The following is a 25,515-nucleotide window of genomic DNA, read 5'->3' as shown; positions in this document are numbered from 1 at the left end:
CGGAATCGGATCGGCCCGATCCGCGACAATTAGCGACACGGAGGTGACGGGTGTCCAACCCGATGGCTGGCGGCGGCATGGGCGGGTGGAGCACCCTGCGCTCGATGCGGAGCCGGGACGAGGTCCGGAGCCACCAGCTGAGCCGGGGGGCAACCCGGCGGATCGTCGCCTTCGCCCGACCGTACCGTCGGGACATCGTGGTCTTCCTGATCACCGTCGTGCTGGCCGCCGTGATCGGTGTCGCCACCCCGGTGCTCGCCGGCGACGTGATCAACACCATCACCAAGGGCGGCGCGGACGCCGGCGGGATCATCGTCCGGCTGGCCCTGCTCATCGCCGGACTCGCCGTCGCCGACGCACTGCTCTCGCTGGCCCAGCGCTGGTACTCGGCCCGGATCGGCGAGGGCATCATCCTCGACCTGCGCACCCGGGTCTACGACCACGTGCAGCGGATGCCGTTGCAGTTCTTCACCCGTACCCAGACCGGTGCGCTGGTCAGCCGGCTGAACAACGACGTGCAGGGTGCCCAGCGGGCGTTCACCTCGACGCTGTCCGGCGTGGTCAGCAACATCATCCAGCTCGTGCTGACCGCCGTCGTGATGTTCACCCTCTCCTGGCAGATCACCGTGCTCTCGCTGCTGCTCCTGCCGATCTTCGTCATCCCGGCGCGCCGGGTCGGCAAACGGCTGGCCGAGATCACCCGGGAGGCGTACAACCTCGACGCCAAGATGAACGCCACCATGACCGAACGGTTCGGCGTCTCCGGCGCGCTGCTGGTCAAGCTCTTCGGCAAGCCGGAGGACGAGGCGCGGCGGTTCGCCGAGCGGGCCGACCGGGTACGCGACATCGGGGTACAGACGGCCATGTACTCGCGCACCTTCTTCGTCGCGATGCTGCTCGTCGCCTCCCTGGCCCAGGCGCTCACCTACGGCCTCGGCGGCTGGCTCGCCGTCACCGGCTCGGTCAGCGCCGGCACCGTCGTCACCCTCGCCCTGCTGCTCACCCGCCTCTACGGCCCGCTGACCGCGCTCTCCAACGTCCGGGTGGACGTGATGAGCGCGCTCGTCTCCTTCGACCGGGTCTTCGAGGTGCTGGACCTGAAGCCGTCCATCGCCGAGAAACCGGACGCGGTGACCATCCCGGCCGGCTCCGGTCGGCTGGAGTTCCGCGACGTACGGTTCCGCTACCCGAGCGCCGCCGAGGTCTCGCTCGCCTCCCTGGAGGACGTGGCCGCGCTCGACCGTACGGTCTCCGAACCGGTCCTGCGGGGGGTCTCCTTCACCGTCGAGCCCGGACAGATGGTCGCCCTCGTCGGCCCCTCGGGCGCCGGCAAGTCGACCACCTCGATGCTGGTCTCCCGCGTCTACGACGTCACCGACGGCGAGGTACGGGTCGGCGGCGTCGACGTACGGGACGCCACCCTCGACTCGCTCCGGGACGAGATCGGTGTGGTCACCCAGGACTCCCACCTGTTCCACGAGACCATCGCCGAGAACCTCCGGTACGCCAAGGCGGACGCCACCGACGAGGAGCTCTGGGCGGCGCTGCGCGGCGCGCAGGTCGAGGAACTCGTCCGGGCCCTGCCCGAAGGGCTGGAAACCATGGTCGGCGAGCGCGGCTACCGCTTCTCCGGCGGGGAGAAGCAGCGGATCGCGATCGCCCGGCTACTGCTCAAGGCGCCGTCCATCGTGATCCTCGACGAGGCGACCGCGCACCTCGACTCGGAATCCGAGGCGGCGGTGCAGCGTGCGCTCGCGGTCGCGCTGCGCGGCCGTACCGCGCTGGTCATCGCGCACCGGCTCTCGACCGTACGGGAGGCCGACCAGATCCTGGTGCTCGACCACGGCCGGATCGTCGAGCGGGGCCGGCACGACGAACTGGTGGCGGTCGGTGGCCTCTACGCCGAGCTCTACCGCACCCAGTTCTCGGTGGCCGACTCCCCGAAGCCGTTCCTCGACGTGGTCGGGCCGGAGCCGGTGACGACCGTGGCCCGGCGCGACTACGACCCGGAGTGAACCGCTCCGCCGGAGCGCCCCCGTTCGTCCCGGCCGGCGTGCACCACCGCCCGTAGCTCGGCGAAGGTATCGGCCAGCCGGTCCGGGGTGTAGTGGGCGTTGAGCCCGCTCGGGTTCGGCAACACCCAGAGTCCCGCCCCGCCGAGACCTTCCGGCTGCCGCCCGAGTGCGGCACGACGCCGGTCGAACGCGACCCGGTACGCGGTCACCCCGACCACCGCCACCCACGCCGGCCGATGGCGCCGGACCTTCGCCAGCAACCGTCGACCACCCTCGGCGAGTTCGTCCGGGGTCAGCTCCTCGGCGCGAGCGGTGGCCCGTTCCACCAGGTCGGTGATGCCGAGGCCGTAGCCGAGCAGCTCTGCCTGGTCGGTCGGGCCGAGCAACCGGGGGGTGAACCCGCCCCGGTGCAGCGCCGGCCAGAACCGGTTGCCCGGACGGCCGAAGTGCCGACCGATCGCGGCCGAGTAGAGGCCGGGGTTGATGCCGCAGAAGAGCACGTCCAAGCCGGGTGCGATCAGGTCGGGGATGGTCCGCCCGTACGCCTGCGCCAGTTCGGCCCGGGTCGGTCGGACCGGTGCGGGTACGGGGCCCGCGGCAACCTCCGCTCGACGTGTCGGCACTGCCCGGGTACGTGGCGGCACGGCTCAGATCCCGCGCAGTGCGCCACCGTCGACCGGGATGGTGACCCCGGTCAGATAGCTGGCGGCGGGGGAGAGGACAAACGCGGCGACGCGGCCGAACTCCGCAGGATCGCCCAGTCGGCGCATCGGGATCGTCGACTCCGTGTCGACCCGGGCCCGCTCCGGGTCGGGGCTGGCGGCGAAGATCTGCCGGTTGCGGTCGGTCATGATGCGCCCGGGGAGCAGGCTGACGAAGCGGACCCCGCGCGGCCCGTACTCGTCGGACATCTCCTTCGCCACCGCGGCCATGCCGGGGCGCAGCCCGTTGGAGATGCCCAGGTTGCTGATCGGGACGCGAACCGAAGTGGAGAGGACCAGGCCGATCGCGCCGCCGTCGGGCAGGGCCTCGGCGACCGTACGGATGGCCCGGACGGTGCCGAGGAAGACCGTCTCGAACGACTCCCGCCACTGCGTGTCGGTGATCTGGGCGGCGGTGCCGACCGGCGGCCCGCCGACCGAGACGAGTGCGCCGTCCAGCCGGCCGAAGTGCTCACCGGCCGCGTCGACCAGGCGTTGCGGGGTGTCCGGGTCGGCGAGCGTGGCGGCCAGCCCGACCGCGGACCCGGCACCGCCGAGCCGCTCGACCGCGGCGGCGACCCGGCCCGGGTCACGGGCGGCGATCACCACCCGGGCACCCTCGGCGACGAGTTGTTCCGCGGTGGCGAGGCCGAGTCCGTTCGAGGCGCCGGTCAGCACGTACACCCGGTCAGTGAGTCCCAGATCCATGGCGACGATCCTGCCGTACCGGTGAGGGCGGCTGCCACCGGTGCCTGTCGCGGGGTGACGCCACCGGTGCCCGGTTATCCGGCTCCGCCTCGGAGCAGCCGGACCCGCCCGGCGACCTGGAGCGCCAGCACGCGGCCGACCCGGCCCAGCCCTGGTGCGCGGCGCCGGTCGGGAGCCGAGCCGCCGTCGTAGCGCCAGGCCGCCTCGCGTACGGCCAGTTCCTCGGCCGCAGGTGCCGGTAGCCGGCCACCGGCGGCCAACTCCCGGGCCAGGTCCCAGCCGTCGCGCAGCGAGCCGTTGGTCGGGCGGGTGGCGGCCCAGGAGCCGAAGGTGGACGACCATCCGGCGCCGAGGCCGGCGGCGAGCAGCGGCCAGTGCCGGGCGACGTCGCCGGCCCGCTTGTTCAGCAGTGCGGCACGGGCGGCGCCGACCAGGCGGGTGTCGAAGCCGGCGGGCACCGCCGCCCCGGATACCAGGGTCGCGACCAGCTCCGCCTGCCGCGCCGCGAGCCGGTCGCGGGCCGACGGCCCGGCGGTGGTCCGGTCGGCGGCGGACCTTTCCGGGGTGGTCATGTGACGGTTGGGTAACCGGCGGCGAGGGCGATCGCGTCGAGTTCGTCGCGGATCACCTGGGCCGGCGGATAGCGCCCGTCGCGTTCGAGCAGCAGGGCCGGCGGGCGGTGCCGGGCGCAGAGTTCGCCGACCAGGTCGAGTACGGGCGCCGGGACCGGGTCGGTGTGCGTGTCGTGGTAGATCCCGTCGTGCTCGGCACCGCCGGCCACGTGCACGTACGCGACCCGGTCCAGGGGCAGCCGGTCGAGCAGGTCGAGCGGGTCGGTGCCCCGGTTGCGGGCGTTGGCGTAGACGTTCGCCACGTCGAGCAGCAGCAGCGCGCCGGTCCGGTCGAGGATCTCGGTGAGGAAGTCCGCCTCGTCCAGCTCGTCGTCCGGCCAGTCGAAGAGCGCGGCGATCGGTTCCAGCGCGATCGGCACCGGCAGCTCGGCCTGGGTACGGGTGATGTTCTCCACCAGTGCGTCGACCGCGTCGTGCGTACGTGGCACCGGCAGCAGGTGCCCGGCCTCGACGCCGCCCGCCCGGACGAACGCGATGTGCTCGCTGACCAGGGGTGCGTCCAACAGCTCGGCGACCCGGGCGAGGTGGGTCACCCGAGCCGGCTCGACCGGTTCGGCTCCGCCGAGAGAGAGCCGCACCCCGTGCGGTACGACCGCCACCCCACGCCGCCGCAGGGCGGTGAGCGCCTCGGGTGGCGGGCCGGCGGCGGCGACTGTCTCGGCGACGACCTCGACGAAGCGCAGACCGGGCAGTTCGGCGACGAAGCCGGAGATCTCCGGCCGCCAGCCGATCCCGACGCCGTACTCGGTCCGGCTCATCCGCCGCAGCCTCCGCCGCCGCAGCCTCCGCCGCCACCCCCGCAGCCTCCGCCGCCGCCACCGTCGGAGCCGCCCCCACCGTCACCGCCGCCGCTTGAGCCTCCGCTGGCGACGTTGCGCTGAACCTCGGCCTCGCTCGCGAAGCCCGGGTCGAGGCTGTAGAGCGCGGCGCCGCCGAAGAGCGCGACACCCATCGCGGCGCTGGTCGCGCCGTAGGTGTCGTACGCCGGGGAGGCGCTGGGGGAGAGGTGCGCGTGCTGGCCGCGCAGGGTCCGTACGGCGCTGCGGGCGGCCCGGGTCTGCTTCGGCACCCGGGTCAGCAGCACCAGGGTGATCACGGTGACCACGGCGACGAGGAAAAAGAGGAAGAGGACCGGCTTGCCGCCGGCGATCCCGGCGATGAACCGGAGCACGCCCAGGCCGACGAGCCCCAACAGCAGGAGCGGGAAGAGACGGGCGGCGCGACGTTGTTCCGGGGCGGGAGCGAGGCCCTTGCGTTCCAGTTCCGTACGAAGTTGGTCGAGGGCCAGTTGAACCCGGTGCGTGCCGGCCAGACTGCGGGCGCGCAGCCGTTGCCCGGCCGCGTGGTAGATGGCCTGGTCCAGAGCGGTCGCTCCGGCGGGCATCGGGCCGGCGGTGGCGAGGTGGTGCCGGGTCGAGTCGATCGCCCCGGCGGCCCGGAGTCCGCCGAGCGAGGCGTAGATGGCGAGCCGGCTGCCGCCGTTGAGGTACGCGGCCTGCTCCGGCGTGAGTTGGGCGGCGTCGAGGTCCCGCCGCCCGGCGAAGACGATGGAGCGCTGTACGACGGCGGCGAGGATCAGCAGACCGGCTGCCGCGGCGTACAGGAACAGGAAAGTCGGCCCCGAGATCCCCCAGGTGTCCGCGGGTGCCGCCGCACTGATCATCATGGGCTCATTGTGGACCAGCCTCGCCACCCGCTCCGCCTCTCGACTCCGGGCTGGAACGCCACCGTCGTCGGTGTCGACTCTCGACGGCACCGGTGCTGTCGGGGCCCGCTCAGCGGGGGGCGCCGCCGCCGGCGGGGCGGCGTACCGCCTCCTCGACGAGGTCGAGCACCGGGCCGAGGTCACCGGCGGGTCGGCCCATCGCCAGGTGCAGTACCAACCCGTCGTACGCCAGCTCGAGGAACTGGGCCAGCACGTCGATCGGTACGTCGTCGCGCAGCACCCCGGCGTCGCGCTGCCGCAGCAGCCGGTCCCGGGTGGCGTCGGCGATCGCCGCCGAGCGTTCGGCCCAGCGCTTGGCGAACTCCGGGTCGGTACGCAGCCGGCGGGAGACCTCCAGTTGGCTGCCCAGCCAGCCGGCGGTCTCCGGTGAGTTGGCGCTGCCCAGCAGGTCCCGCATCACCTGGACCAGGCCGTTGCGGGCGACGGTGGAGACCATCGCCACGGCGTCGTCCTCGGCCACGGCGAGGAAGAGCGAGTCCTTGTCCCGGAAGTGGTGGAAGATCGCGCCCCGGGAGAGGCCGGTCGCTTCTTCCAGCCGCCGTACTGTGGCACCCTCGTATCCGTACCGGGCGAAACAGGTCCGCGCCGCCGCGAGGATCTCGTGGCGGCGAGCGTCTAGCTGGTCCTGGCTCACTCTGGGCACCCGTCGATCGTGTCAGGTGGCGCTGGGCGATGCAAACCGTACGTACGGCTTGGTTCCGGGCCGGGATAGGCTCCCGGTCGTGACGACCCCCGACACGCCACCCGGCCCGCTCACCGTCGCGGCGGTCCAGGCCGAGCCCGTACCGGGTGACCTGACCGGCAACGCGGCGACCGCCGCCCGACTCGTCCACCAGGCCGCCGACGCCGGCGCCGGGCTGGTCGTACTCCCGGAGCTGTTCCTGTCCGCGTACCACCCGCCGACCCTGCGGGCCGACCCGGACGGAACCGACCTCGCCGCCGTCGACGGCGGCCGGATCAACGACCCCCGCCTTGACCCGCTCCGGGCCGCCGCGCGCGACCGCCGGGTCGTCGTGGTCGTCGGCGCCGCGGTACGTCACGCCGACGCCCGCCGGACCTGCGCCTCGGTGGTGCTCGACCGCTCCGGTACGGCCCATGCCGGCTACGACAAGCAGCACCTGTGGGGTCCGGACGAGCAGGAGCTGTTCGTCCCCGGGGAGCGGGGGGCGACCCTCGTCGTCGACGGCTGGCGGCTCGGTCTCGGGGTCTGCTACGACGGCTGCTTCCCCGAGCACGCCCGCGCCGCCGCCGCTGACCGGGCACACGGCTACCTCTGCCCGAGCGGCTACGTGGCCGGCTCCGCGCATCGGCGCGACCTCTACTACGCCGCCCGAGCGTTGGACAACACCATGTACGTCGCCTTCGCCAACTCCGTCGGCGGAGCCGAGCCGTGGCGGTTCAACGGCGGCGCCGCGCTGTACGACCCGGAGGGCCGGCCGTTGGGACGGGCCGCCGACGACGGCGAGGCGGTGATTGTCGGCACGTTCGATCCGGTGGAACTGTTCCGGGTCCGGTCGACCCACCGGATGCTCGCCGATCGCCGGCCACACCTGGGTGGCGAACGTGCCCTGCTCACCGCCTGATTCGCGGCACAGCCGATCGCGGGAGCTGTTAACACGTGGGGTCTGTTGTCGGACACCTCGGTTCCCGTAGGGTGCGCGAGTGCCACTGCTGCTCCTCGACCTGGACAACACCCTGCTCGACCGGGCGGGCCCGTTCCGTGCCTGGGGGCAGAGTTTCCTGGCCGAGATCGGGGCACCCGAGACCGACATCGACTGGTTGCTCTCCATCGATGCGGACGGGCTGACCGACCGGTGGGACGTGGCGGACGCGATCCGTGACCGCTACCGGCTGCGTACTCCCTCGATCGACCTGGTCGAGGCGCTGCACGACGGCGTGGTGGAGCACACCCGGCTCGATCCGTTGATCGCCTGTGCGCTGCGGATCGCCGACGACGCCGGCTGGGTACCGGTGGTGGTGAGCAACGGTGCCGTACGGCAGCAGGACGCGATCATCCGGCGGACCGGACTCGACCGGTACGTGGCGGACTGGGTCATCTCCGAGGAGGCCGGCGTCAGCAAGCCCAACCCGCGCATCTTCGTGCTCGCCGCCCAGCGGGTACGGATGCAACTGCGGGGCTCCTGGGTGGTCGGCGACAGCCCCGAGGCCGACATCGGCGGCGCGGCGGCGGTCGGTCTGCCCAGTGTGTGGCTGCATCGGGGCCGGAGCTGGATGGAGTCCCGGTTCGCGCCAACCCGTACCGCCGACGGCCTCATCCCGGCCGTCTCCGCCGTCCTCGCCGGCTGATCCCCGCCCTTTCTCCGTGCCGGTTGGGACCGGCCGATCCTCCGCGCCGTTAATTCGCTTGACCGCCGGATCCGGTCCCGACGAACATGTTCCCGTCACACCCAGGTACGCCCGGTGGCCCCGGGTCGAGGAAAGAAGGAGGTCGCGTAATGGCTGTCGTCGTCGTGCGCCCACACCTGCCTTCCTTCACCTCGATCAAGGGATTCCTACCTTGCGTGAGTACGACAACGTCCCATCGGCGCGAGAGCGCCGCAACCGTCGCTTCGACGACGACGAACCGCAGTTCCTGAAGCGGCCCCGGCACGCCACACCGGCCGGATTCAACACCAACACCGACACCGACGCCCCCGAGATCGGCGACCGCTGGTCGAGCTGGGACCTGGCGGTGCACGGCCCCACGCCGTACCCGGACTGGCTGGTCACCGAACTGGCCGCGGTCGACACCGAACTCGGTGTGCTCAAAACCGGCAAGGAAGCCGACGTGCACCTCGTCCGGCGGCAGGTGCCCGGCACCGACCGATCCTGTCTGCTGGCCGCCAAGCGGTACCGGGACGCCGAGCACCGGCTCTTCCACCGCGACGCCGGGTACCTCGAGGGACGCCGGGTGCGACGGTCCCGGGAGAACCGGGCGATGGAGGGCCGGACCGCGTTCGGCCGGCAGATGATCGCCGGTCAGTGGGCTGCCGCCGAGTTCGACGCGCTGGTCCGGCTCTGGCAGGTCAGCCAGGAACTGGGCAGCATCGCGGTGCCGTACCCGGTGCAACTGGTCGGCACCGAGCTGATGCTGGAATTCGTCGGCGACATCGAGGAGGGCCAGGCGGCACCCCGACTGGCCCAGGTCCGCCCGGAGGCGGTCGAGCTGCGCAGTCTCTGGAGCCAACTGCTCGACGCCCTGACGGTGCTGGCGCGCGCCGGGCTGGCACACGGCGACCTGTCGCCGTACAACCTGCTGGTGCACGAGGGGCGGCTGGTCCTGATCGACCTGCCCCAGGTGGTCGACGTGGTCGCCAACCCGCAGGGCCAGGAGTTCCTGGCCCGGGACGTACGCGTGGTGTCGAACTGGTTCGCCGCGCGAGGACTGCCCGGCGAACTGATCGACCCGGACGGCCTGACCCGCCGGTTGCTGGGGGAGGCGGGCGTACGGTGAGCCGGACCGGCCAGCGCCGGGTGGGCCGAGCGGCTCGACCCGGCGCTGTGCCGAGGGGCGTGCTGCCCCGGGGTTACTGGAGGTAGCTCTCCACCTCGTTCTTGGCCCGATCGCCCACCGTCTCCGGGTCACTGCCCGCCGTGCGGGCGGCCCGGCGGCGGCGGAGCAGGTCCCAGCACTGGTCGAGGGACTCCTCCAGGGCACGGAGCCGGGCGCGCTCCTCGTCGGTGGTCTTGTGGTTCGCCTGTTCCTCGGCGCGGAGCTTGTGCTCCTCGTCGACCAGTTCGCTGATTCGGCTCAGAATCGTGCTGTCGTCCATGCGCAGAGCCTGTCACAGCCCTGGCGACGGCGTCCCTATTCCCCGGCCCGGGTGTGCTTTGCCACCTGCCGGGCGCACCGTCCGGTTCGAGACTGTACGGAACCTTGGCGCCCGCCGTGACTTTGCTAACGATCGTGCCCCGGCCGGTGATGGTTCCGGGGCGCGCAGGCACTGTTGACCGGTGACGGAGAAGACCCGATTTGGCAAGATCGGCCGACTGGCGCTGTACGGCGTACTGGCTGGTGCGGTGCTCGCCGCGTCGGCGCTGCCGGCCAGCGCGCTCGCCGGTGTTGTCCTGAAGGCGGCCAGTCAGTCGTACGAAGACCTTCCGGCGGACCTGCGCGTGCCGGCGAGCGCCCAGCGCTCGTACCTGTACGCCAACGACGGCAAGACGCTGCTGACCAGCTTCTACGACGAGAACCGGGTCGACGTACCGATCAACGAGATCGCCACCACCATGCAGCAGGCCATCGTCGCGGCCGAGGACACCCGGTTCTACGAGCACGGCGGTGTCGACCTGCGCGGTGTCGTCCGGGCGTTCGTCGCCAACTCCACCACCGGCGAGGTGGAGCAGGGTGCTTCGACGCTGACCATGCAGTACGTGCGCAACGTCCTCAAGTCCGACCCCAACCTCACCGCGGAGCAGCGGGAGGCGGCCACCGCCGAGACCAAGGGCCGGAAGATCCAGGAGATGCGGTACGCGATCGCCCTGGAGAAGAAGCTCTCCAAGCAGGAGATCCTGGACCGGTACCTGAACATCGCGTACTTCGGCGCGGGCGCGTACGGGGTCGGGGCGGCGAGTCAGCGTTACTTCGGCAAGCCCGCCTCGGCGTTGACGCTCGGCGAGGCGTCGTTGCTGGCGGGTCTGGTGCAGTCCCCGGACTCCGACAGTCCGATCAGCGGTGACAAGGACGCGGCGTTGAGCCGACGTGCGTACGTCCTGGACGCGATGGCGAAGATGAAGGTCATCACCGAGGACGAGGCGAAGAAGACCGCCGCCGAGCCGCTGGTGCTGCACCCGACCCAGGCGCCGAACGACTGTGGCGCGATGACCGCCGGACACGTCGACTGGGGCTTCTTCTGCGACTACTTCCGCCAGTGGTGGAACGAACAGCCGGCGTTCGGCTCCACCGTCGAAGAGCGGCAGCAGGCGCTGCGCCGGGGCGGTTACACCATCGTCACCTCGCTCGACCCGAAGGTGCAGACCGCCGCGCTGAACCAGTCCCTGACCGTGTACGGCTACAACAACAAGCGCGCGCTGCCGATCGCGGCGGTGGAACCCGGCACCGGCCGGGTGCTGGCCCTGGCGGTGAACCGGCACTACAGCGTGGACGCCAACCCGGGCGGGCAGCAGAACTACCCGAACACGGTGAACCAGTTGGTGGCCGGCGGCGGGACGATCACCGGCTACCAGGCCGGTTCGACGTTCAAGATGTTCACCATGCTCGCCGCGCTGGAGAACGGTCGGAGCCTGGACACGGCGTTCGACGCACCGTCCAAGTTCCCGAGCGCGTACTCGGACGACGGGCCGGGCAACTGCAACGGCGCCTGGTGCCCGTCGAACGAGAACCCGGCCTGGATGGATGGCTACCGGACCATGTGGACGGGCTTCGGTCGGTCGGTGAACACCTACTTCGTCTGGCTGGAGCAGCAGGTCGGCTCGGAGAAGGCGGTGGAGATGGCGCAGCGGTTCGGGATCAAGTTCCGGGCCCAGACCGACGCCAACCTGGCCAAGAACAGCGCTGACCGCTGGGGTGCCTTCACCCTGGGCGTGGCGTCGACGACCCCGCTCGACCTGGCGAACGCGTACGCGACGCTGGGTGCGGAGGGCGTCTACTGCAAGCCGTTGCCGGTCAACTCGATCACCGGGTCGGACGGCAAGAAGGTCGACGGGATCGGGCCGTCCTGCAACCGGGTGGTGAGCGCGGACGTGGCGCGGGCGGCGACCGACGCGGCCCGTTGCCCGGTCGGCGGCCAGTCCAGCTTCGGCACCTGCGACGGAGGCACCGCGACCCAGGTCGTCGACATCCTCGATGGTCGGCAGGTCGCCGGCAAGACCGGTAGCTCGGAGGAGAACGCGACGGAGACCTTCGTCGGCTTCACTCCGCAGCTCGCGGTGGCAGGGATCGCGGCAAACCCGGACGACCCGGGCGACTTCGTCGGTTCGGCGGTGGCCCCGAAGGTCAACACTGCCGTGGCCCGCACCCTGATGGCCGGCGTGACCGGCAAGCCGGCGGCGCAGTTCACCCCGCCGAGCCGGGAGATCGCGTACGGCGGGGACGGGCAGTTGGACGTGCCGTCGAACCAGAACAACAACCAGCCGAACCGGAACGACGACCAGCCGGACACCGGGAACACGGCTGCCGACGGCACCACGCCGGGCGACCAGGTCCAGCCCGGTGTCCCGCCCCGCCGCAACCGCTGAACGACGACGCGTACGGGTCAGCCGGTGATCCGGTTGACCCGTACGCGCGTCCGTCCGTCCGACCCGAGGACGGGGCACGAGTGCGGTCGGGATGGTCGATGTATCGACATCTCTCATTGACACGGCGGGAATATGTTTCTATGGTGAGCGACAGGAAAGCGCTTTCCTAAGGATCTTCCGGGCTCGCCCCGCCCTGGGGCGCCAGCCTCCCCGCACCGCCTCGCGCCTGCCAGGCACAGCGCATCCGTCCCGCACAGCGCACCCGTCCCGCATCGCGCACCCCGTACCGCATCAGTCGTGACCCCGCCCGGCGCGGACCGCCGCCGACCCGGCGGCGGGCTCCGGCCTCCCCTCAGCGCGCCCGACGGCCTTCGACGGCCGCGTCCCCGGGCGGGCCGATGGTCGGCGCCCCACGCCGGGTGGCGCCCACCTCCGGAAGGCGGAACCGATCGTGACCGCACCCACCCCCACCATTTCCACCGCGCGGCGGCGAGCGCCGCGCTGGCGTGCCCTGGCCTCGGCCGGGCTCGCCGCCACACTCGCCGCCGCCCTGGCCACCACCACCGGCACCGCGCAGGCGGCGCCGCTGTTCGGCGACAACTTCGACGACGGAAACCACAACGGATGGAGCAGTTCCGGCGGCTCGTGGAGCGTCGTCACCGACGGCAGCGGCGCGCTGCGCCAGGCCAGCACCGGCGCCGACGCCCGGGTTCGGGCCGGCGCCACGAACTGGACCAACTACAGGGTCACCGCCCGGGTGAAACCCACCGCCTTCGGCACCGGCGAGCGGTTGGCCGGGGTCGCGGCCCGTGCGCAGGGCAGCGGCAGCTACTACTACCTCGGCGTACGCGGCGACGGTGCGGCTGTGCTCGGCAAGGTCGCCGCCGGCACCACCACGGTCCTGGCCAGCGCCCCGCTGCCGGTCAGCCTCGGCACCTGGTACGCGTTGAGTCTCGAGGTCAACGGCGGCACGCTGACCGGCCGGGTCGACGGCGGCAACCCGCTGACCGCAACCGACGGCCAGTACGCCCAGGGCCAGATCGGCCTGCTCGGGCGGTACGCCGCCGCCAACTTCGACGACGTGGCAGTGGAGTCCGGGCCCGCCGGGCCCACCCCGTCCAGCCCGGTCCCGACCACACCCGGCCCGACGCCGACCACACCCGCACCCACCACACCGGCGCCGACGACCCCCGCCCCGACCGGCACCCCGACCACCCCGGTCACCGGCCCGGCCGACGGCTTCGCCAGCGTCAACGCGCTCGGCCAGAACGGCACCACCGGTGGCGCCGGCGGGCCGGTCGTCACCGCCTACACCAGCGCCCAGTTCCTCGACTACATCGCCCGCCCCGGCCCGTACGTCATCCAGGTGGTTGGCACGATCACCCTGCCCACCGGCACCAGCGACGGCATGCACAACGTCACCTCGGACAAGACGATCGTCGGGGTCGGCGCCACCGCCACCCTCTCCGGTGGCGGGCTCAACATCGGCCTACCGGTCAGCGACACCATCAGCTCGCCGCCACCGGACGCGGTCCACAACGTCATCATCCGCAACCTGCACCTCACCGGAGCGACCGACGACCTGCTCAACGTGCAGATGTTCAGCCACCACATCTGGATCGACCACAACGAGTTCTCCAACGGAGACGACGGTGCGGTCGACATCAAACGCGGCTCCGACTTCGTCACGGTCTCCTGGAACAACTTCCACGACCACGACAAGACCCTGCTGCTCTCGCACGACGAGGACGCCGGGGCGCAGGACCTCGGACGGCTGCGGGTCACCTACCACCACAACTACTTCAACCGCTCCGACCAGCGCCACCCTCGGGTGCGGTTCTCCCACCTCACCCACGTCTACAACAACTACTACTACGACAACAGCTACGGGGTCGCCTCCACGTACGACGCCGGGGTGCTGGTCGAGGGGAACTACTTCTACAGCGTGAACAACCCGGGGCGGGTCGAGTTCAGCGGTGACCTCGGCCGGATCGTCGAGCGGGGCAACATCCTCGTCGACTGCAACCACCCGATCGAGACCCGGGGCACCGTCACCGAGCCGAGCACCTACTACAGCTACCGCCTCGACGCCGCCGCCGACATCCCGACCATCGTCCCGGCCGGTGCCGGGGTGGGAAAGCTGGGCTGAGCCGATGAACCTCCACCAGGGCACAAGACGCCTCACCCCGTCGCGTACCGCGCCCGGCGCAGCCCTGCTCGCGCTCCTGCTGGTCGCCACCGCGCTCGTGGTCACCGGCGGCTCCGCGCGGGCGGCCACCCTGTTCAGCGACAACTTCGACGACGGAAACTCCACCGGCTGGACCGCCTCCGGCGGCAGCTGGAGCGTTGCCACCGACGGCAGCGGCGTGCTGCGTCAGGCCGGCACCAGCGCCGACGCGCGCTCCCGGGCCGGGTCAGCGAGCTGGACCGACTACACCGTGCGGGCCCGGGTCAAGCCGACCGTCTTCAACGGGAGCAACCGGTTCGTCGCGCTCACCGCCCGGGTCCAGTCCGCCACCAGCTACTACTACCTCGCCCTGCGCGGCAACAACACGGTCGAACTCAAGCGGCTCAGCAACGGTACGTCGACCACCCTCGCCAGCGCCGCGGTCACCGTCACGGCCGGCACCTGGTACGGCCTCAGCCTCCAGGTCAGTGGCTCGACGCTGACCGGTCGGCTGGAGAACGGTCCGGTGCTCACCGCCACCGACAGCCAGTACGCCACCGGCCAGGTCGGGGTGGCCACCTTCTACGCCAGCGCCCACTTCGACGACGTACTGGTGGAGACGGTGGGCGCCCCCTCGCCGACCCCGACCACTCCGGGACCGACCCCGACCACGCCCGCCCCGACCACCCCGGCACCGACCACCCCGGCACCGACCACCCCGCCGCCGACCGGCAACCCGGTGCCGGGCCAGCCGGACGGCTTCGCCAGCGTCAACGCGCTCGGCCAGAACGGCACCACCGGCGGTGCCGGCGGACCGGTGGTGACCGCCACCAACGCCACCGACTTCCTGAACTACATCGACACCACCGGGCCACTGGTGATTCGGGTGCAGGGCGTGATCCGGATCAGCAGCAAGCAGGGCGTACGCCCACACAAGACGATCATCGGGGTCGGTGGCAACGCCGAGATCACCGGTGGTGGGCTCGACTTCTACCGGTCGTACAACGTGATCGTGCGCAACATCAACTTCACCGAGGCGGAGGATGACGCGATCAACGTCGGGCAGGAGTCGCACCACGTCTGGATCGACCACAACCGGTTCGCCGGCGCGGTCGACGGCTCGGTCGACATCGTCCGGGGCGCCGACTACGTCACCGTCTCCTGGAACCACTTCGACCACTCCGACAAGAGCATGCTGATCAGCCACTCGGACGGGGCCGGCTCCACCGACATCGGGCACCTCAAGGTGAGCATCCACCACAACTTCTTCGACCACTCCCGGCAACGCCACCCGAGGGTCCGGTTCGGTGAGCCGGTGCACGTCTACAACAACTACTTCCTCGGCAACGACCTGTACGCGGTCGCGTCCACCGAGAACGCGGGCGTGCTGGTGGAGGGGAACTACTTCGAGAACGTGCCGTTCCCGATCTACTCCGCCAGCGGCTACGCCGACAGCGGACCCGGCCGGGCGGTGCAACGGAACAACATCTTCGTCAACTCCGGCGTACCGGAGACGACCGGGACCGTGGTCGAACCAAGCACCTACTACGCGTACCAGCTCCAACCGGCGGCGGGTGTGCCGGCGGCGGTCACCGCTGGCGCGGGCGTCGGTCGGATCACCGGCTGACCCCGGTCGGCTCCGGCGTACGGATGGTCCCCCCGTACGCCGGAGCCGGTCGTTCCAGCGGTGGTGGGTGTCTCGGCCGCCTCGGGCACCGGGGAAGGGCTCGGCCGAGCCGGTTAGCCTCGAACGGTGACAGGACAAGCCGCCGCAGCCCCACCCTCCTCGCCGTTCGACGCCGCTTTTGTCGCCGACCCGTACCCGACCTACGCCGCGTTGCGCGAGGCCGGTCCGGTGCATCAGGTGACGCTGCCGGACGGCAGCGCCGTCTGGCTGGTCACCCGCTACGCGGACGTCCGCGCGGCCCTCGCCGACCAGCGACTCTCCCTGGACAAGGCGAACTCGGACGGTTCCTGGCGTGGGTTCTCGCTGCCCCCGGCGCTGGACGCGAACCTGCTCAACATGGACCCGCCGAACCACACCCGGATCCGCCGGCTGATCGCCCAGGCGTTCGGCCCCCAGCGGATCGCCGGCCTGCGTCCCCGGGTGGAGGCGGCGGCGCAGGAACTGCTCGACCGGGTCGCCGCCCACGGCCACGCCGACCTGGTCGCCGACTTCGCCGGCCCGCTGCCGGTCACCGTCATCAGCGACCTGCTCGGGGTTCCCGAGGCGGATCGGGCGGCCCTGCGTGGTTGGACCGACGTGATGCTCAGCCCGCCCGCCGACGATCCACGGGCCGGCGCCCGGGTGATCATGCGGTTGCAGGAGTTCCTGGTGGCGCTGATCGCCGACAAGCGGCGGCAGCCCGGCGACGACCTGCTCTCCGCGATGATCGCCGCCCGTGACACCGAGGCGGACGGCGGCACCGACCGGCTCAGCGAGGACGAGCTGACCTCACTGGCCTTCCTGGTGCTTTTCGCCGGCTACGAGAACTCGGTGCACCTGATCGGCACCGGCCTTCTCGCCCTGCTGCGCCACCCGGAACAGCTCGACGCGGTGCGTGCGGCACCCGAACTGCCCGCCGGTGCGGTCGAGGAACTGCTGCGCTACGAACCGCCGGCACCGGTGGCCTTCCGCCGCTTCCCGCTCACCGACGTCACCATCGGTGGGGTGCACATCCCGGCCGGCGCCGCCATCCTGGTCAACGTGGCCGCCGCGAATCGCGACCCGCTCCGGTTCGACCAGCCGGAGCTGCTCGACGTGAACCGCTCGGACAGCGGTCACCTGACCCTGGGGCACGGCATCCACTACTGCGTCGGCGCCCCGCTGGCCCGGCTCGAACTCCAGGTCGCGATCGGTGCCGTGATCCGGCGCTTCCCGAAGCTCACGCTGGCGGTCGACCCGGCTGACCTGTCCTGGCGCCCGAGCTTCCGCACCCGTGGCCTGCGCAGCCTTCCCGTCACCTTCTGAGGTGTAAGGAAGGGCCCCTTGTTATCGCTATCGGTTAGGAGGGGGCCCTTCCTAACACCGTGGTCAGCCGCCTCAGTGGACGACGTCGTAGACGAGCTTGGTGATGCCGTTGGCGTACGTCTCCGACTCGACCACCTTCAGCATCTGCTTGTCCTTGTCGGTGTCGCTGAACATCCGCTTGCCGGCCCCGAGCAGCACCGGGAAGACCAGCAGGTGGTAGCGGTCGATCAGGCCGGCATCGGAGAGGTTGCGGGCGAGGGTGGCGCTGCCGTGGATGACGATCGGACCGCCGTCGGTCTGCTTGACCTTCTCGACGTCCTCCATGGAGCGCAGGATCGTGATGTCACCCCAGTTGTCGACGAGGGCGTCCTCGCCGAGGGTGGTCGAGACGACGTACTTCGGCAGTTCTTTCAGTGCGGCGAAGTCCGCGATGTCCGGCCACAACGGCGAGAAGGCCTCGTAGCTGGTCCGGCCGAACATCAGCGCGGTGGCCTCCTCGGTCTCCCGGCCCTTGAGCTCGTACGCCTCGGGTCGGAACTCGATGTCCTTGTAGGTCCAGCCGCCGCTGCGGTGGGCCTCGAACGGAGTGCCGCCGCCGGGAGAGTCGACGACGCCGTCCAGCGAGACGAAGGCGGTGTAGATCAGCGCGCGCATCTTCGATGTCCTATCCGTGGTCCGAGTGGATGCCCTCATTCTTGGCGATGTCAACGCAGATCGCTGCCCGCCCGGTTCGTAAGGAAGGAAGGGCCCCTTGTTATCGCCAGGCGATAACAAGGGGCCCTTCCTTACCCGTACGCGAAGTGTCAGCTGGCGATCATCCGGCGCAGGACGTACTGCAGGATGCCGCCGTGGCGGTAGTAGTCCGCCTCGCCGGGGGTGTCGATCCGGACCACCGCGTCGAACTCGATCCCGGTGTCGGTGCTGACCCGCACCGTACGCGGAACCTCGCCGTTGTTGAGCGCGGTCACGCCGGTGATGGTGAACGTCTCGGTGCCGGTGAGCCCGAGGGTCTCCGCGGTCACGTCGACCGGGTACTGCAACGGCAGCACACCCATGCCGATCAGGTTCGAGCGGTGGATCCGCTCGTACGACTCGGCCACGACCGCCCGTACGCCGAGCAGCATGGTGCCCTTCGCCGCCCAGTCCCGCGACGAGCCGGAGCCGTACTCCTTGCCGGCCAGGATCACCAGCGGTACGCCCGCCTCCTGGTACGCGACCGAGGCGTCGAAGATCGAGGTCTGGTCCCCGGTCAGGTGGTTGACCGTGAAGCCGCCCTCGACCCCGGGCACGAGCTGGTTGCGCAGCCGGATGTTGGCGAAGGTGCCCCGGATCATGACCTCGTGGTTGCCCCGGCGGGAGCCGTACGAGTTGAACTCGTGGCGGGCCACGCCGTGCTCCGCCAGGTACTTACCGGCGGGGGAGTCGGCCTTGATCGAGCCGGCCGGCGAGATGTGGTCGGTGGTGACCGAGTCACCGAGCTTGGCCAGCACCCGTGCGTTGGTGATGTCGTCGACCGGCTGCGGCTCGCGCGCCATGCCCTCGAAGTACGGGGGCTTGCGTACGTAGGTCGAGTCACCGGCCCAGGCGAAGGTGTCACCGGTCGGCGTCGGCAGCGACTGCCAGCGTTCGTCACCGGCGAAGACGTCGGCGTAGTCGGCGGTGAACATCTCGCTGCGGACCGCGTTGGCGATGACCTCCTCGATCTCCGTCGAGCTGGGCCAGATGTCGCGCAGGTAGACCGGCTGGCCGTCGGAGCCGAGGTCGATCGGCTCGTTGGCCAGGTCGATGTCCATCGTGCCGGCCAGCGCGTACGCCACCACCAGCGGCGGCGAGGCGAGGTAGTTCATCTTGATGTCGGGGTTGATCCGGCCCTCGAAGTTCCGGTTGCCAGAGAGGACCGAGACCACCGACAGGTCACGCTCGTTGACCGCGGCGGAGACCGCCTCGGGCAGCGGGCCGGAGTTGCCGATGCAGGTGGTGCAGCCGTAGCCAACCAGGTGGAAGCCGAGCTTCTCCAGGTACGGGGTGAGGCCGGCGCGCTCGTAGTAGTCCATGACCACCTTCGAGCCCGGTGCCAGGGTGGTCTTCACCCACGGCTTGCGGGACAGGCCACGGTCGACCGCGTTGCGGGCGAGCAGGGCCGCGCCGATCATCACCTGCGGGTTGGAGGTGTTGGTGCAGGAGGTGATGGCGGCGATCACCACGGCGCCGTGGTCGAGTTCGAACTCGGTGCCGTCGTCGCCGGTGACCCGGATCGGGGCGCTGGCCCGTCCCTTCGCGCCGGTGGCGGCGGAGACCAGGTCGACCGGAGCGTCGTCGGGGTCGTTGATCCCGTTGGCCGGCGAGTCGCTGGCCGGGAAGGACTCCTCGCTCGCCTCGTCGGCCGGGCCGTGCGCGACCGGGTTGTCGTCGCCGACATAGTTGATCAGCGCGGAGCGGAAGAGCGTCTTGGCGTTGCCCAGCGGCACCCGGTCCTGCGGGCGCTTCGGCCCGGCCAACGACGGTTCGATCGTCGACAGGTCGAGTTCGAGTCGCTCGGAGTAGTTCGGCTCGGCGTCCGGCTCGTGCCAGAGGCCCTGCTCCTTGGCGTACGCCTCGACCAGCGCCACCTGCTGCTCGGTGCGGCCGGTGAGCTGGAGGTAGCGGATCGTCTCGGCGTCGATCGGGAAGATGGCGACGGTGGAGCCGTACTCCGGGGACATGTTGCCGATGGTGGCCCGGTTGGCCAGTGGCACCGCGCTCACGCCGGGTCCGTAGAACTCGACGAACTTGCCGACCACCCCGTGCTTGCGCAGCATCTCGGTGATGGTGAGCACCAGGTCGGTGGCGGTGGTGCCGGTCGGCGCCTCGCCGGAGAGCTTGAAGCCGACGACCCGGGGGATGAGCATGCTGACGGGCTGGCCGAGCATGGCCGCCTCGGCCTCGATGCCGCCGACGCCCCAGCCGAGTACGCCGAGACCGTTGACCATGGTGGTGTGCGAGTCGGTGCCGACCACGGTGTCCGGGTACGCCTGGCCGTTGCGCTCCATGATCGTACGGGCCAGGTACTCGATGTTGACCTGGTGCACGATGCCGGTGCCCGGCGGCACGACCTTGAACTCGTTGAACGCGGTCTGGCCCCAGCGCAGGAACTGGTAGCGCTCCCTGTTGCGCTCGTACTCCAGCTCGACGTTGCGGGCGAAGGCGTCCTCGCGTCCGAACAGGTCGGCGATGACCGAGTGGTCGATGACGAGTTCGGCCGGGGCCAGCGGGTTGACCCGGGTCGGGTCGCCGCCGAGGTCGCGGACCGCCTCACGCATGGTGGCGAGGTCGACGACGCACGGCACCCCGGTGAAGTCCTGCATCAGCACCCGGGCGGGGGTGAACTGGATTTCCACGCTCGGGTCCGCGTCCGGGTCCCAGCCGCCGAGCTGGCGGATGTGGTCGGCGGTGATGTTCGCGCCGTCCTCGGTGCGGAGCAGGTTCTCCAGCAGGATCTTGAGGCTGTACGGCAGGCGCTCCTGCCCGGCCACCTTGTTGATCCTGAAAATCTCGTAGCTCGCGTCTCCGACGCGTAGCTGGCTCTTCGCACCGAAGGTGTCGAGGCTCGCCACGTCGTACTCCTTCACGCTGTGTTCGTTCCGGCCGATGCCTTCCGGCCGAAGGGCGACCGTGAATAGTCCTGCGCAGTCTTTCGTACCTGTTACCGCCACGCGCGGCTTAGGTAACACTTACCAACCGGTTTCCTTCGGCTATTCAAACCGTACGTCCGTCTTGCTACTTGGCGCAAGCCGGTCTGCCCCGGCGGAGGGTGGCACCCGGCCGGGGTGACGGTGCTAGGGTGCCGCGAGTGACCGACGCAACCGTCCAGCTCGCCGCCCAGACCCGCATCGACACCGTGGCGACCGGATTCTTCACCGACGCCCGGCGACTGCGCAGCGACTACGCCGGTATCGCCTGGATCGGCGGCGAGCCCGACGCCGAGACCGGGCTGATGGGGCCGGAGTACAAGCGCCGCGAGGTCGATGCCCGGCTCTTCCTCCCGGACACCCACTGGTACGACCTGGACGCCCTCTCCGATGTCGAGGTGCAGCTCAGCGTCGGCCTGCTCCAGGTCCCCGGCACCGCCCAGGGCACCCAGGGCCTGGTCGGTGCGATCGCCGACCCGGTGATCGAGTTCTACGAGCACCCGGAGGGTGGCACCGGGGTCGGCCTCTGTCTCTGGGTGCACGGCACCATCTGGTCCAACGTCGGGCTCACCTACCGGGTCACCGTGCTCTGCGCCCCGGACGCCGTACGCGAACCGGGTGCGGAGAGCGACGGCGGTGGCGGCCACGCCGACAGCTCGCCGGTGTCCGGTGACAGCGACGGCGGTGGCGGGGGCGGGGGCGAGTAGCGCCCGGTCGGCCCGGCTCCGGTGAACAGGACGCCGGGACGGTGTCAACGACCGAGCCATGGCGCATCCTCGCCATGTCGCAACGTCGTCATTGATCTTCCCTTGGCTTGAGATGATCAAGGGCGCATGCTGCTCGGTGAATATTTTCACCGATCGAGGGATGCCCCTTGCCTGTTTTCTCGTTCCGTAGACCAGCTTTCTCGTTCCGTGGACCGGGGTCGATGGTCGCCGCGGTGACCACGCTCGCGATCGCGGCAACCGCCGCCCCGGCCTCCGCCGCCGCCGGCAGTCACGCGCCAACCGCCGCCGGCACCGGGGCGGCGAGCGCCGTCGGGGCGACCCGTACCCCGGGAGCCACCGACCGGACCCCGCGCACGGTCACCCTGATCACCGGGGACCGGGTCACCGTCGGCGCCGCCGCCGGCGATCTCACCGCGGTTACCGTACGAGGGCCCGGAGGCCGGGCGAGCGGGGCGCGGATCACCACCGTCGGCACCGACACCTACGTCTACCCGGACGCGGCGGTGCCGTACGTCGCCGCCGGTCTGCTGGACGAGGACCTGTTCAACGTGACCCGGCTGCTCGCCGACGGCTACGACGACGCGCACACCGACCGGTTGCCGCTGATCGTGAGCTACACCGACGCGGCGGCGCGGAGCCGTACCCAGGCCGTACCGGCGGGCGCGGAGCGGGTGCGGGGCCTGGAGAGCATCCAGGGGGCGGCGCTGACTGCGCGGCGGGACCGGGCGGCGGAGTTCTGGGCCGGGCTGACCGGCACCGGACCGGCGACCACCCGGGCGAAGGCGGAACGACCCGGCCTCGCCGCCGGCATCAGCAAGGTCTGGCTGGACGGCAAGGTCCGGGCGGCGCTCGCGGACACGACCGCGCAGATCGGCGCCCCAGCGGTCTGGTCCGGTGGCAACACCGGTGTCGGCGTGCCGGTGGCGGTGCTGGACACCGGCGTCGACCTCGGCCACCCGGACCTGGTGGGACGGGTCGCCGAGTCGGCGAGTTTCGTCCCCGGCGAGGAGGTCACCGACCGGAACGGCCACGGTACGCACGTCGCCTCGACCATCGCGGGCAGCGGCGCCGCCTCCGGTGGCGCCGAACGCGGCGTCGCGCCCGGCGCGGAACTGCACGTCGGCAAGGTGCTCGACGACACCGGCGGCGGCCAGGACTCCTGGATCATCGCCGGGATGGAGTGGGCGGCCCGGGACCAGCACGCCAAGGTGATCAGCATGAGCCTGGGCGGTGCCCCGACCGACGGTACCGACCCGCTGAGCCAGGCGGTCGACCGGCTGAGCGCGGAGACCGGTGCGCTGTTCACCATCGCCGCCGGCAACTCGGGGCCGGACATGCAGATGGTGGGCGCGCCCGGTGCCGCCGACGCGGCGCTGACCGTCGGCGCGGTCGACAGCCTCGACCGGCTCGCGGTCTTCTCCAGCCGTGGCCCCCGCCGGGGTGACAACGGACTCAAGCCGGAGCTGACCGCCCCCGGAGTGGACGTGCTGGCGGCCCGCTCGCAGTACGCGGCCGAGGGGGAGGGGTACTACCAGACGATGAGCGGCACCTCGATGGCCACGCCGCACGTGGCCGGGGCCGCCGCGCTGCTCGCCGCCGCCCACCCGGACTGGACCGGCTCGCAGCTCAAGGACGCGCTGGTCAGTACCACCAAGATCACCCAGCGGTACGACGCGTACTTTGCCGGCAGCGGTCGGCTCGACGTCTCCGCCGCCGTCGCCGGCACGGTCTTCGCCAGCGGGACCGTCTTCACCGACCTGGACTGGCCGTACGCACCCGGGCAGCGGGTCGACCAGGAGGTCACGTACACCAACACCGGCGACGCCCCGGTCACGCTCGACCTGCGGGTCAACGCGCCGACCGCACCGGCCGGGCTCTTCACCCTGCCGGCCGGCCAGGTCACCGTACCGGCGCGCGGAACCAGCACGGTGGTGGTCGCGGTCGACCTCGACCTGCTCGCCGACGACAAGTACTCCAGCGGCATGGTGGTCGCCACCGGTCCCTCCGGGGCACCGAGCGTGCACACCGTGGTCGGAATCAACAAGGAGGGCGAGCGGGTCGACCTGACCCTCAAGACCCGGGGACCGGACGGCAAGGCACTGGCCGGCACCGTGATGATCAAGGACATCGTCCGGGACGTGGTGCCCCGGCTCTACCCGGTCGACGCCTCGGGCACCCTCGAGGTCAGCCTGCCGCCGAGCACCTACAGCGCCTGGATGTACGCCGACGTACCGGGCGCAGGCGGGCCGTACTCGCTCGGTCGGGCGGTGCTGGCCGAGCCGGAGATCGAACTCAGCCGGGACAGCACCGTCACCCTGGACGGGCGCCGACTGCACCGGGTGGAGGCGATCGCGCCGCAGGTGACCGCCACCGCCCAGGTGCGGCTCGACTACTTCCGGTCCTACCCCGGCCGGTACCCGCTCGCCGACAACTACGTCGTCGGCCACGAGTACGACAGCGTCTGGGCGGCCTCCACCGGAGCAAAGGTCAGCAAGGGTACGTTCACGTTCCGCGCCCGGTGGAGCCTGGTCCAGCCACCACTGGCGGTCACCGCGAACGGTCAGACCTTCGACGACCTGCTGATCCAGAGCGGTTCCGTGGCGTTCCCCGACGGGCGGCAGCGCCTCGACGCGGTCTTCGCCGGTCAGGGCGCCCCCGCCGACTACGACCGGCTGGACGTGCGCGGCAAGGTGGCAGTCGTCCGGGCGAACGACGCCGTGGGGGCGCTCGACCAGGCCGATGCCGCCGCGGCGGCGGGCGCGAAGCTGTTGCTGCTGGTCAACAACGGAGTCGGTCGGTTGGACGCCTGGTACGAGGTGGCCGACCCGCGTACCCCGCTGCCGGTCGCCTCGCTCGGCCGGGACCGGGGCGAGGAACTCGTGGCGCGGCTCGGTTCGGGGCGTACCGCGCTCACGGTCGAGGCGCACCACGCGCCCGAGTACGTCTACGACCTGGTGCGGCGCTACAACGGGGCGATTCCGGCGGACCTGAGCTACCGGCCCACGCGGCCCGAGTTGGCCCGGGTCGACGTCGCCTTCCGCCACCACCGGTCGGGCGAGGGCGTCGGGCTCCGGTTCGACGTCTCACCGGACCAGCCCCACTCCGCGCTCTCCGGCGCGGCGCTGCCGATCCCCACCCAGGGCGTACGCACCGACTGGGTCACCGCCGACCAGCACAACCGGTGGATGGAGCTGGCCGTCATGCCGGAGCTCACGCAGACCTCGTCGGTGGTCTCGTACGCCGGCGGGGAACGCACCGACGTGACCTGGTTCGCGCCGGTGGCACGTCCACGCGTCCTCGCCACCGGCCTCACCTCGCCACCGGTCCGCTCCGGCGAGGAGGTGGTCGTCTTCGACCTGCCGCCGTGGGGCGACTCCGATCCCCACCACCAGGGCATGCCGAGCGTTGCGGGATTCACCCAGACGACCCGCCTCTACCAGGGGGACCAACTCCTCGCCGAGTCACCGGGCGGAATCCTCTCCGCCCCCGTCGGCCCCGACCCGGTGACGCTGCGGCTGGTCACCGAGACGGCCCAGGATGGTGCGGTGCTGCCGTACTCGACCCGGACCCGGACCGAATGGGGCTTCACCTCCGCCCCGGCGGCGGAGGGCGGGACGGCCACGTTGCCGCTGATCCAGGTCGACTACCAGGTGACGACCGACGCCTCCGGGCGGGCCGGTCGGCGGGCGGAACTCACGGTCGCGCCGGTCCGACTCGGGGCCGTCGCCGGGTCGGCCGGCATTCGCGGGGTGACGGTGGAGCTGTCGTACGACGACGGGGTGACCTGGCAGGCGACCAGCCTGAGCCGGACCACGGACGGCTGGCGCACGAGCCTGCGCGCACCGGCGTCGGCGACCTTCGCCTCGGTGCGCACCACCGCCCGTGACGGTCAGGGCAACACGGTCAGCCAGACCGTGGTGCGCGCGTTCGGGATCAGATAGAGACACGCCGAGGGGCCAGCTCGATGAGCTGGCCCCTCGGTCACACCATGCTGCTGTTCG

Annotated in this window: 19 protein-coding genes; 10 read left to right on the top strand and 9 right to left on the bottom strand. The window is 71.3% G+C overall.

Annotation, left to right across the window (positions count from 1 at the left end):
* Positions 1-62 precede the first annotated feature (62 nt).
* Entirely contained in the window at positions 63-2,015 is a 1,953-nt protein-coding gene (locus BDK92_RS06085) for an ABC transporter ATP-binding protein (protein WP_121161707.1), read from the top strand.
* Here the strand turns inward: BDK92_RS06085 and mug are convergent.
* The 6 genes from mug to BDK92_RS06055 form a co-directional block, all read right to left on the bottom strand.
* A complete protein-coding gene (gene mug, locus BDK92_RS06080) occupies positions 2,000-2,659 on the bottom strand; it encodes a G/U mismatch-specific DNA glycosylase (protein ID WP_121155380.1) in 660 nt (219 codons plus the stop codon). The genes BDK92_RS06085 and mug overlap by 16 nt on opposite strands.
* 3 nt (positions 2,660-2,662) lie before the next feature.
* Positions 2,663-3,424 (bottom strand): SDR family oxidoreductase, encoded by a 762-nt coding sequence (locus tag BDK92_RS06075; RefSeq protein ID WP_121155378.1) that lies wholly within the window; start codon positions 3,422-3,424, stop codon positions 2,663-2,665.
* A 74-nt stretch (positions 3,425-3,498) separates the two neighbouring features.
* A complete protein-coding gene (locus BDK92_RS06070; RefSeq protein ID WP_246016849.1) occupies positions 3,499-3,996 on the bottom strand; it encodes an SCO6045 C-terminal-like domain-containing protein in 498 nt (165 codons plus the stop codon).
* Positions 3,993-4,814: an MbnB/TglH/ChrH family RiPP precursor modification enzyme gene (locus BDK92_RS06065; protein WP_121155376.1), complete on the bottom strand. Its 822-nt coding sequence runs from the start codon at positions 4,812-4,814 to the stop codon at positions 3,993-3,995. The genes BDK92_RS06070 and BDK92_RS06065 overlap by 4 nt, the downstream gene beginning before the upstream one ends.
* Positions 4,811-5,719, bottom strand: a complete 909-nt coding sequence (locus BDK92_RS06060; protein WP_121161703.1) for a TIGR04222 domain-containing membrane protein — start codon at positions 5,717-5,719, stop codon at positions 4,811-4,813. The genes BDK92_RS06065 and BDK92_RS06060 overlap by 4 nt, the downstream gene beginning before the upstream one ends.
* Positions 5,720-5,831: 112 nt before the next feature.
* Positions 5,832-6,425, bottom strand: a complete 594-nt coding sequence (locus BDK92_RS06055; protein ID WP_121155374.1) for a TetR/AcrR family transcriptional regulator — start codon at positions 6,423-6,425, stop codon at positions 5,832-5,834.
* A 79-nt stretch (positions 6,426-6,504) separates the two neighbouring features.
* Between BDK92_RS06055 and BDK92_RS06050 the strand changes: the two genes are divergently transcribed.
* The 3 genes from BDK92_RS06050 (at position 6,505) to BDK92_RS06040 (ending at position 9,236) form a co-directional block, all read left to right on the top strand.
* On the top strand, positions 6,505-7,365 hold the full coding sequence (locus BDK92_RS06050; protein WP_121155372.1) for a carbon-nitrogen hydrolase family protein: 861 nt from the start codon (positions 6,505-6,507) through the stop codon (positions 7,363-7,365).
* A gap of 79 nt (positions 7,366-7,444) precedes the next feature.
* On the top strand, positions 7,445-8,089 hold the full coding sequence (locus BDK92_RS06045; protein ID WP_121155370.1) for an HAD family hydrolase: 645 nt from the start codon (positions 7,445-7,447) through the stop codon (positions 8,087-8,089).
* A gap of 211 nt (positions 8,090-8,300) precedes the next feature.
* Positions 8,301-9,236 (top strand): serine protein kinase RIO, encoded by a 936-nt coding sequence (locus BDK92_RS06040; RefSeq protein ID WP_121155368.1) that lies wholly within the window; start codon positions 8,301-8,303, stop codon positions 9,234-9,236.
* Positions 9,237-9,309: 73 nt separating this feature from the next.
* Here BDK92_RS06040 and BDK92_RS06035 read toward each other — a convergent pair whose 3' ends face one another.
* Positions 9,310-9,555 carry a DUF2630 family protein gene (locus tag BDK92_RS06035; RefSeq protein WP_121155366.1) on the bottom strand — a complete coding sequence of 82 codons (246 nt, stop codon included), beginning with the start codon at positions 9,553-9,555 and terminating at the stop codon, positions 9,310-9,312.
* A gap of 181 nt (positions 9,556-9,736) precedes the next feature.
* Here BDK92_RS06035 and BDK92_RS06030 point away from each other — a divergent pair, with 181 nt between their 5' ends.
* From BDK92_RS06030 to BDK92_RS06015, 4 genes are all read left to right on the top strand, one after another.
* On the top strand, positions 9,737-11,980 hold the full coding sequence (locus BDK92_RS06030; protein WP_211349102.1) for a transglycosylase domain-containing protein: 2,244 nt from the start codon (positions 9,737-9,739) through the stop codon (positions 11,978-11,980).
* Positions 11,981-12,431: 451 nt separating this feature from the next.
* Positions 12,432-14,129, top strand: a complete 1,698-nt coding sequence (locus BDK92_RS06025) for a pectate lyase family protein (RefSeq protein ID WP_246016847.1) — start codon at positions 12,432-12,434, stop codon at positions 14,127-14,129.
* A gap of 4 nt (positions 14,130-14,133) precedes the next feature.
* A complete protein-coding gene (locus BDK92_RS06020) occupies positions 14,134-15,774 on the top strand; it encodes a pectate lyase family protein (RefSeq protein WP_121155364.1) in 1,641 nt (546 codons plus the stop codon).
* Positions 15,775-15,900: 126 nt separating this feature from the next.
* Positions 15,901-17,118: a cytochrome P450 family protein gene (locus BDK92_RS06015; protein WP_121155362.1), complete on the top strand. Its 1,218-nt coding sequence runs from the start codon at positions 15,901-15,903 to the stop codon at positions 17,116-17,118.
* A 72-nt stretch (positions 17,119-17,190) separates the two neighbouring features.
* On the opposite strand, the gene BDK92_RS06010 is transcribed toward BDK92_RS06015, so the two are convergent.
* Positions 17,191-17,772 carry a dihydrofolate reductase family protein gene (locus BDK92_RS06010; RefSeq protein WP_121155361.1) on the bottom strand — a complete coding sequence of 194 codons (582 nt, stop codon included), beginning with the start codon at positions 17,770-17,772 and terminating at the stop codon, positions 17,191-17,193.
* A 149-nt stretch (positions 17,773-17,921) separates the two neighbouring features.
* The gene (locus BDK92_RS06005) at positions 17,922-20,726 is read right to left on the bottom strand and encodes an aconitate hydratase (protein ID WP_121155359.1); all 2,805 of its coding nucleotides are present in this window, start codon (positions 20,724-20,726) and stop codon (positions 17,922-17,924) included.
* Positions 20,727-20,947: 221 nt separating this feature from the next.
* Between BDK92_RS06005 and BDK92_RS38850 the strand changes: the two genes are divergently transcribed.
* Positions 20,948-21,493 carry a hypothetical protein gene (locus BDK92_RS38850; RefSeq protein WP_121155357.1) on the top strand — a complete coding sequence of 182 codons (546 nt, stop codon included), beginning with the start codon at positions 20,948-20,950 and terminating at the stop codon, positions 21,491-21,493.
* 233 nt (positions 21,494-21,726) lie between these two features.
* The gene (locus tag BDK92_RS05995) at positions 21,727-25,455 is read left to right on the top strand and encodes a S8 family serine peptidase (protein ID WP_211349101.1); all 3,729 of its coding nucleotides are present in this window, start codon (positions 21,727-21,729) and stop codon (positions 25,453-25,455) included.
* Positions 25,456-25,515: the final 60 nt, after the last annotated feature.

Source organism: Micromonospora pisi (assembly GCF_003633685.1).
Taxonomy (GTDB): domain Bacteria; phylum Actinomycetota; class Actinomycetes; order Mycobacteriales; family Micromonosporaceae; genus Micromonospora_G; species Micromonospora_G pisi.
This window is presented reverse-complemented; position numbering and strand designations above follow the sequence as displayed.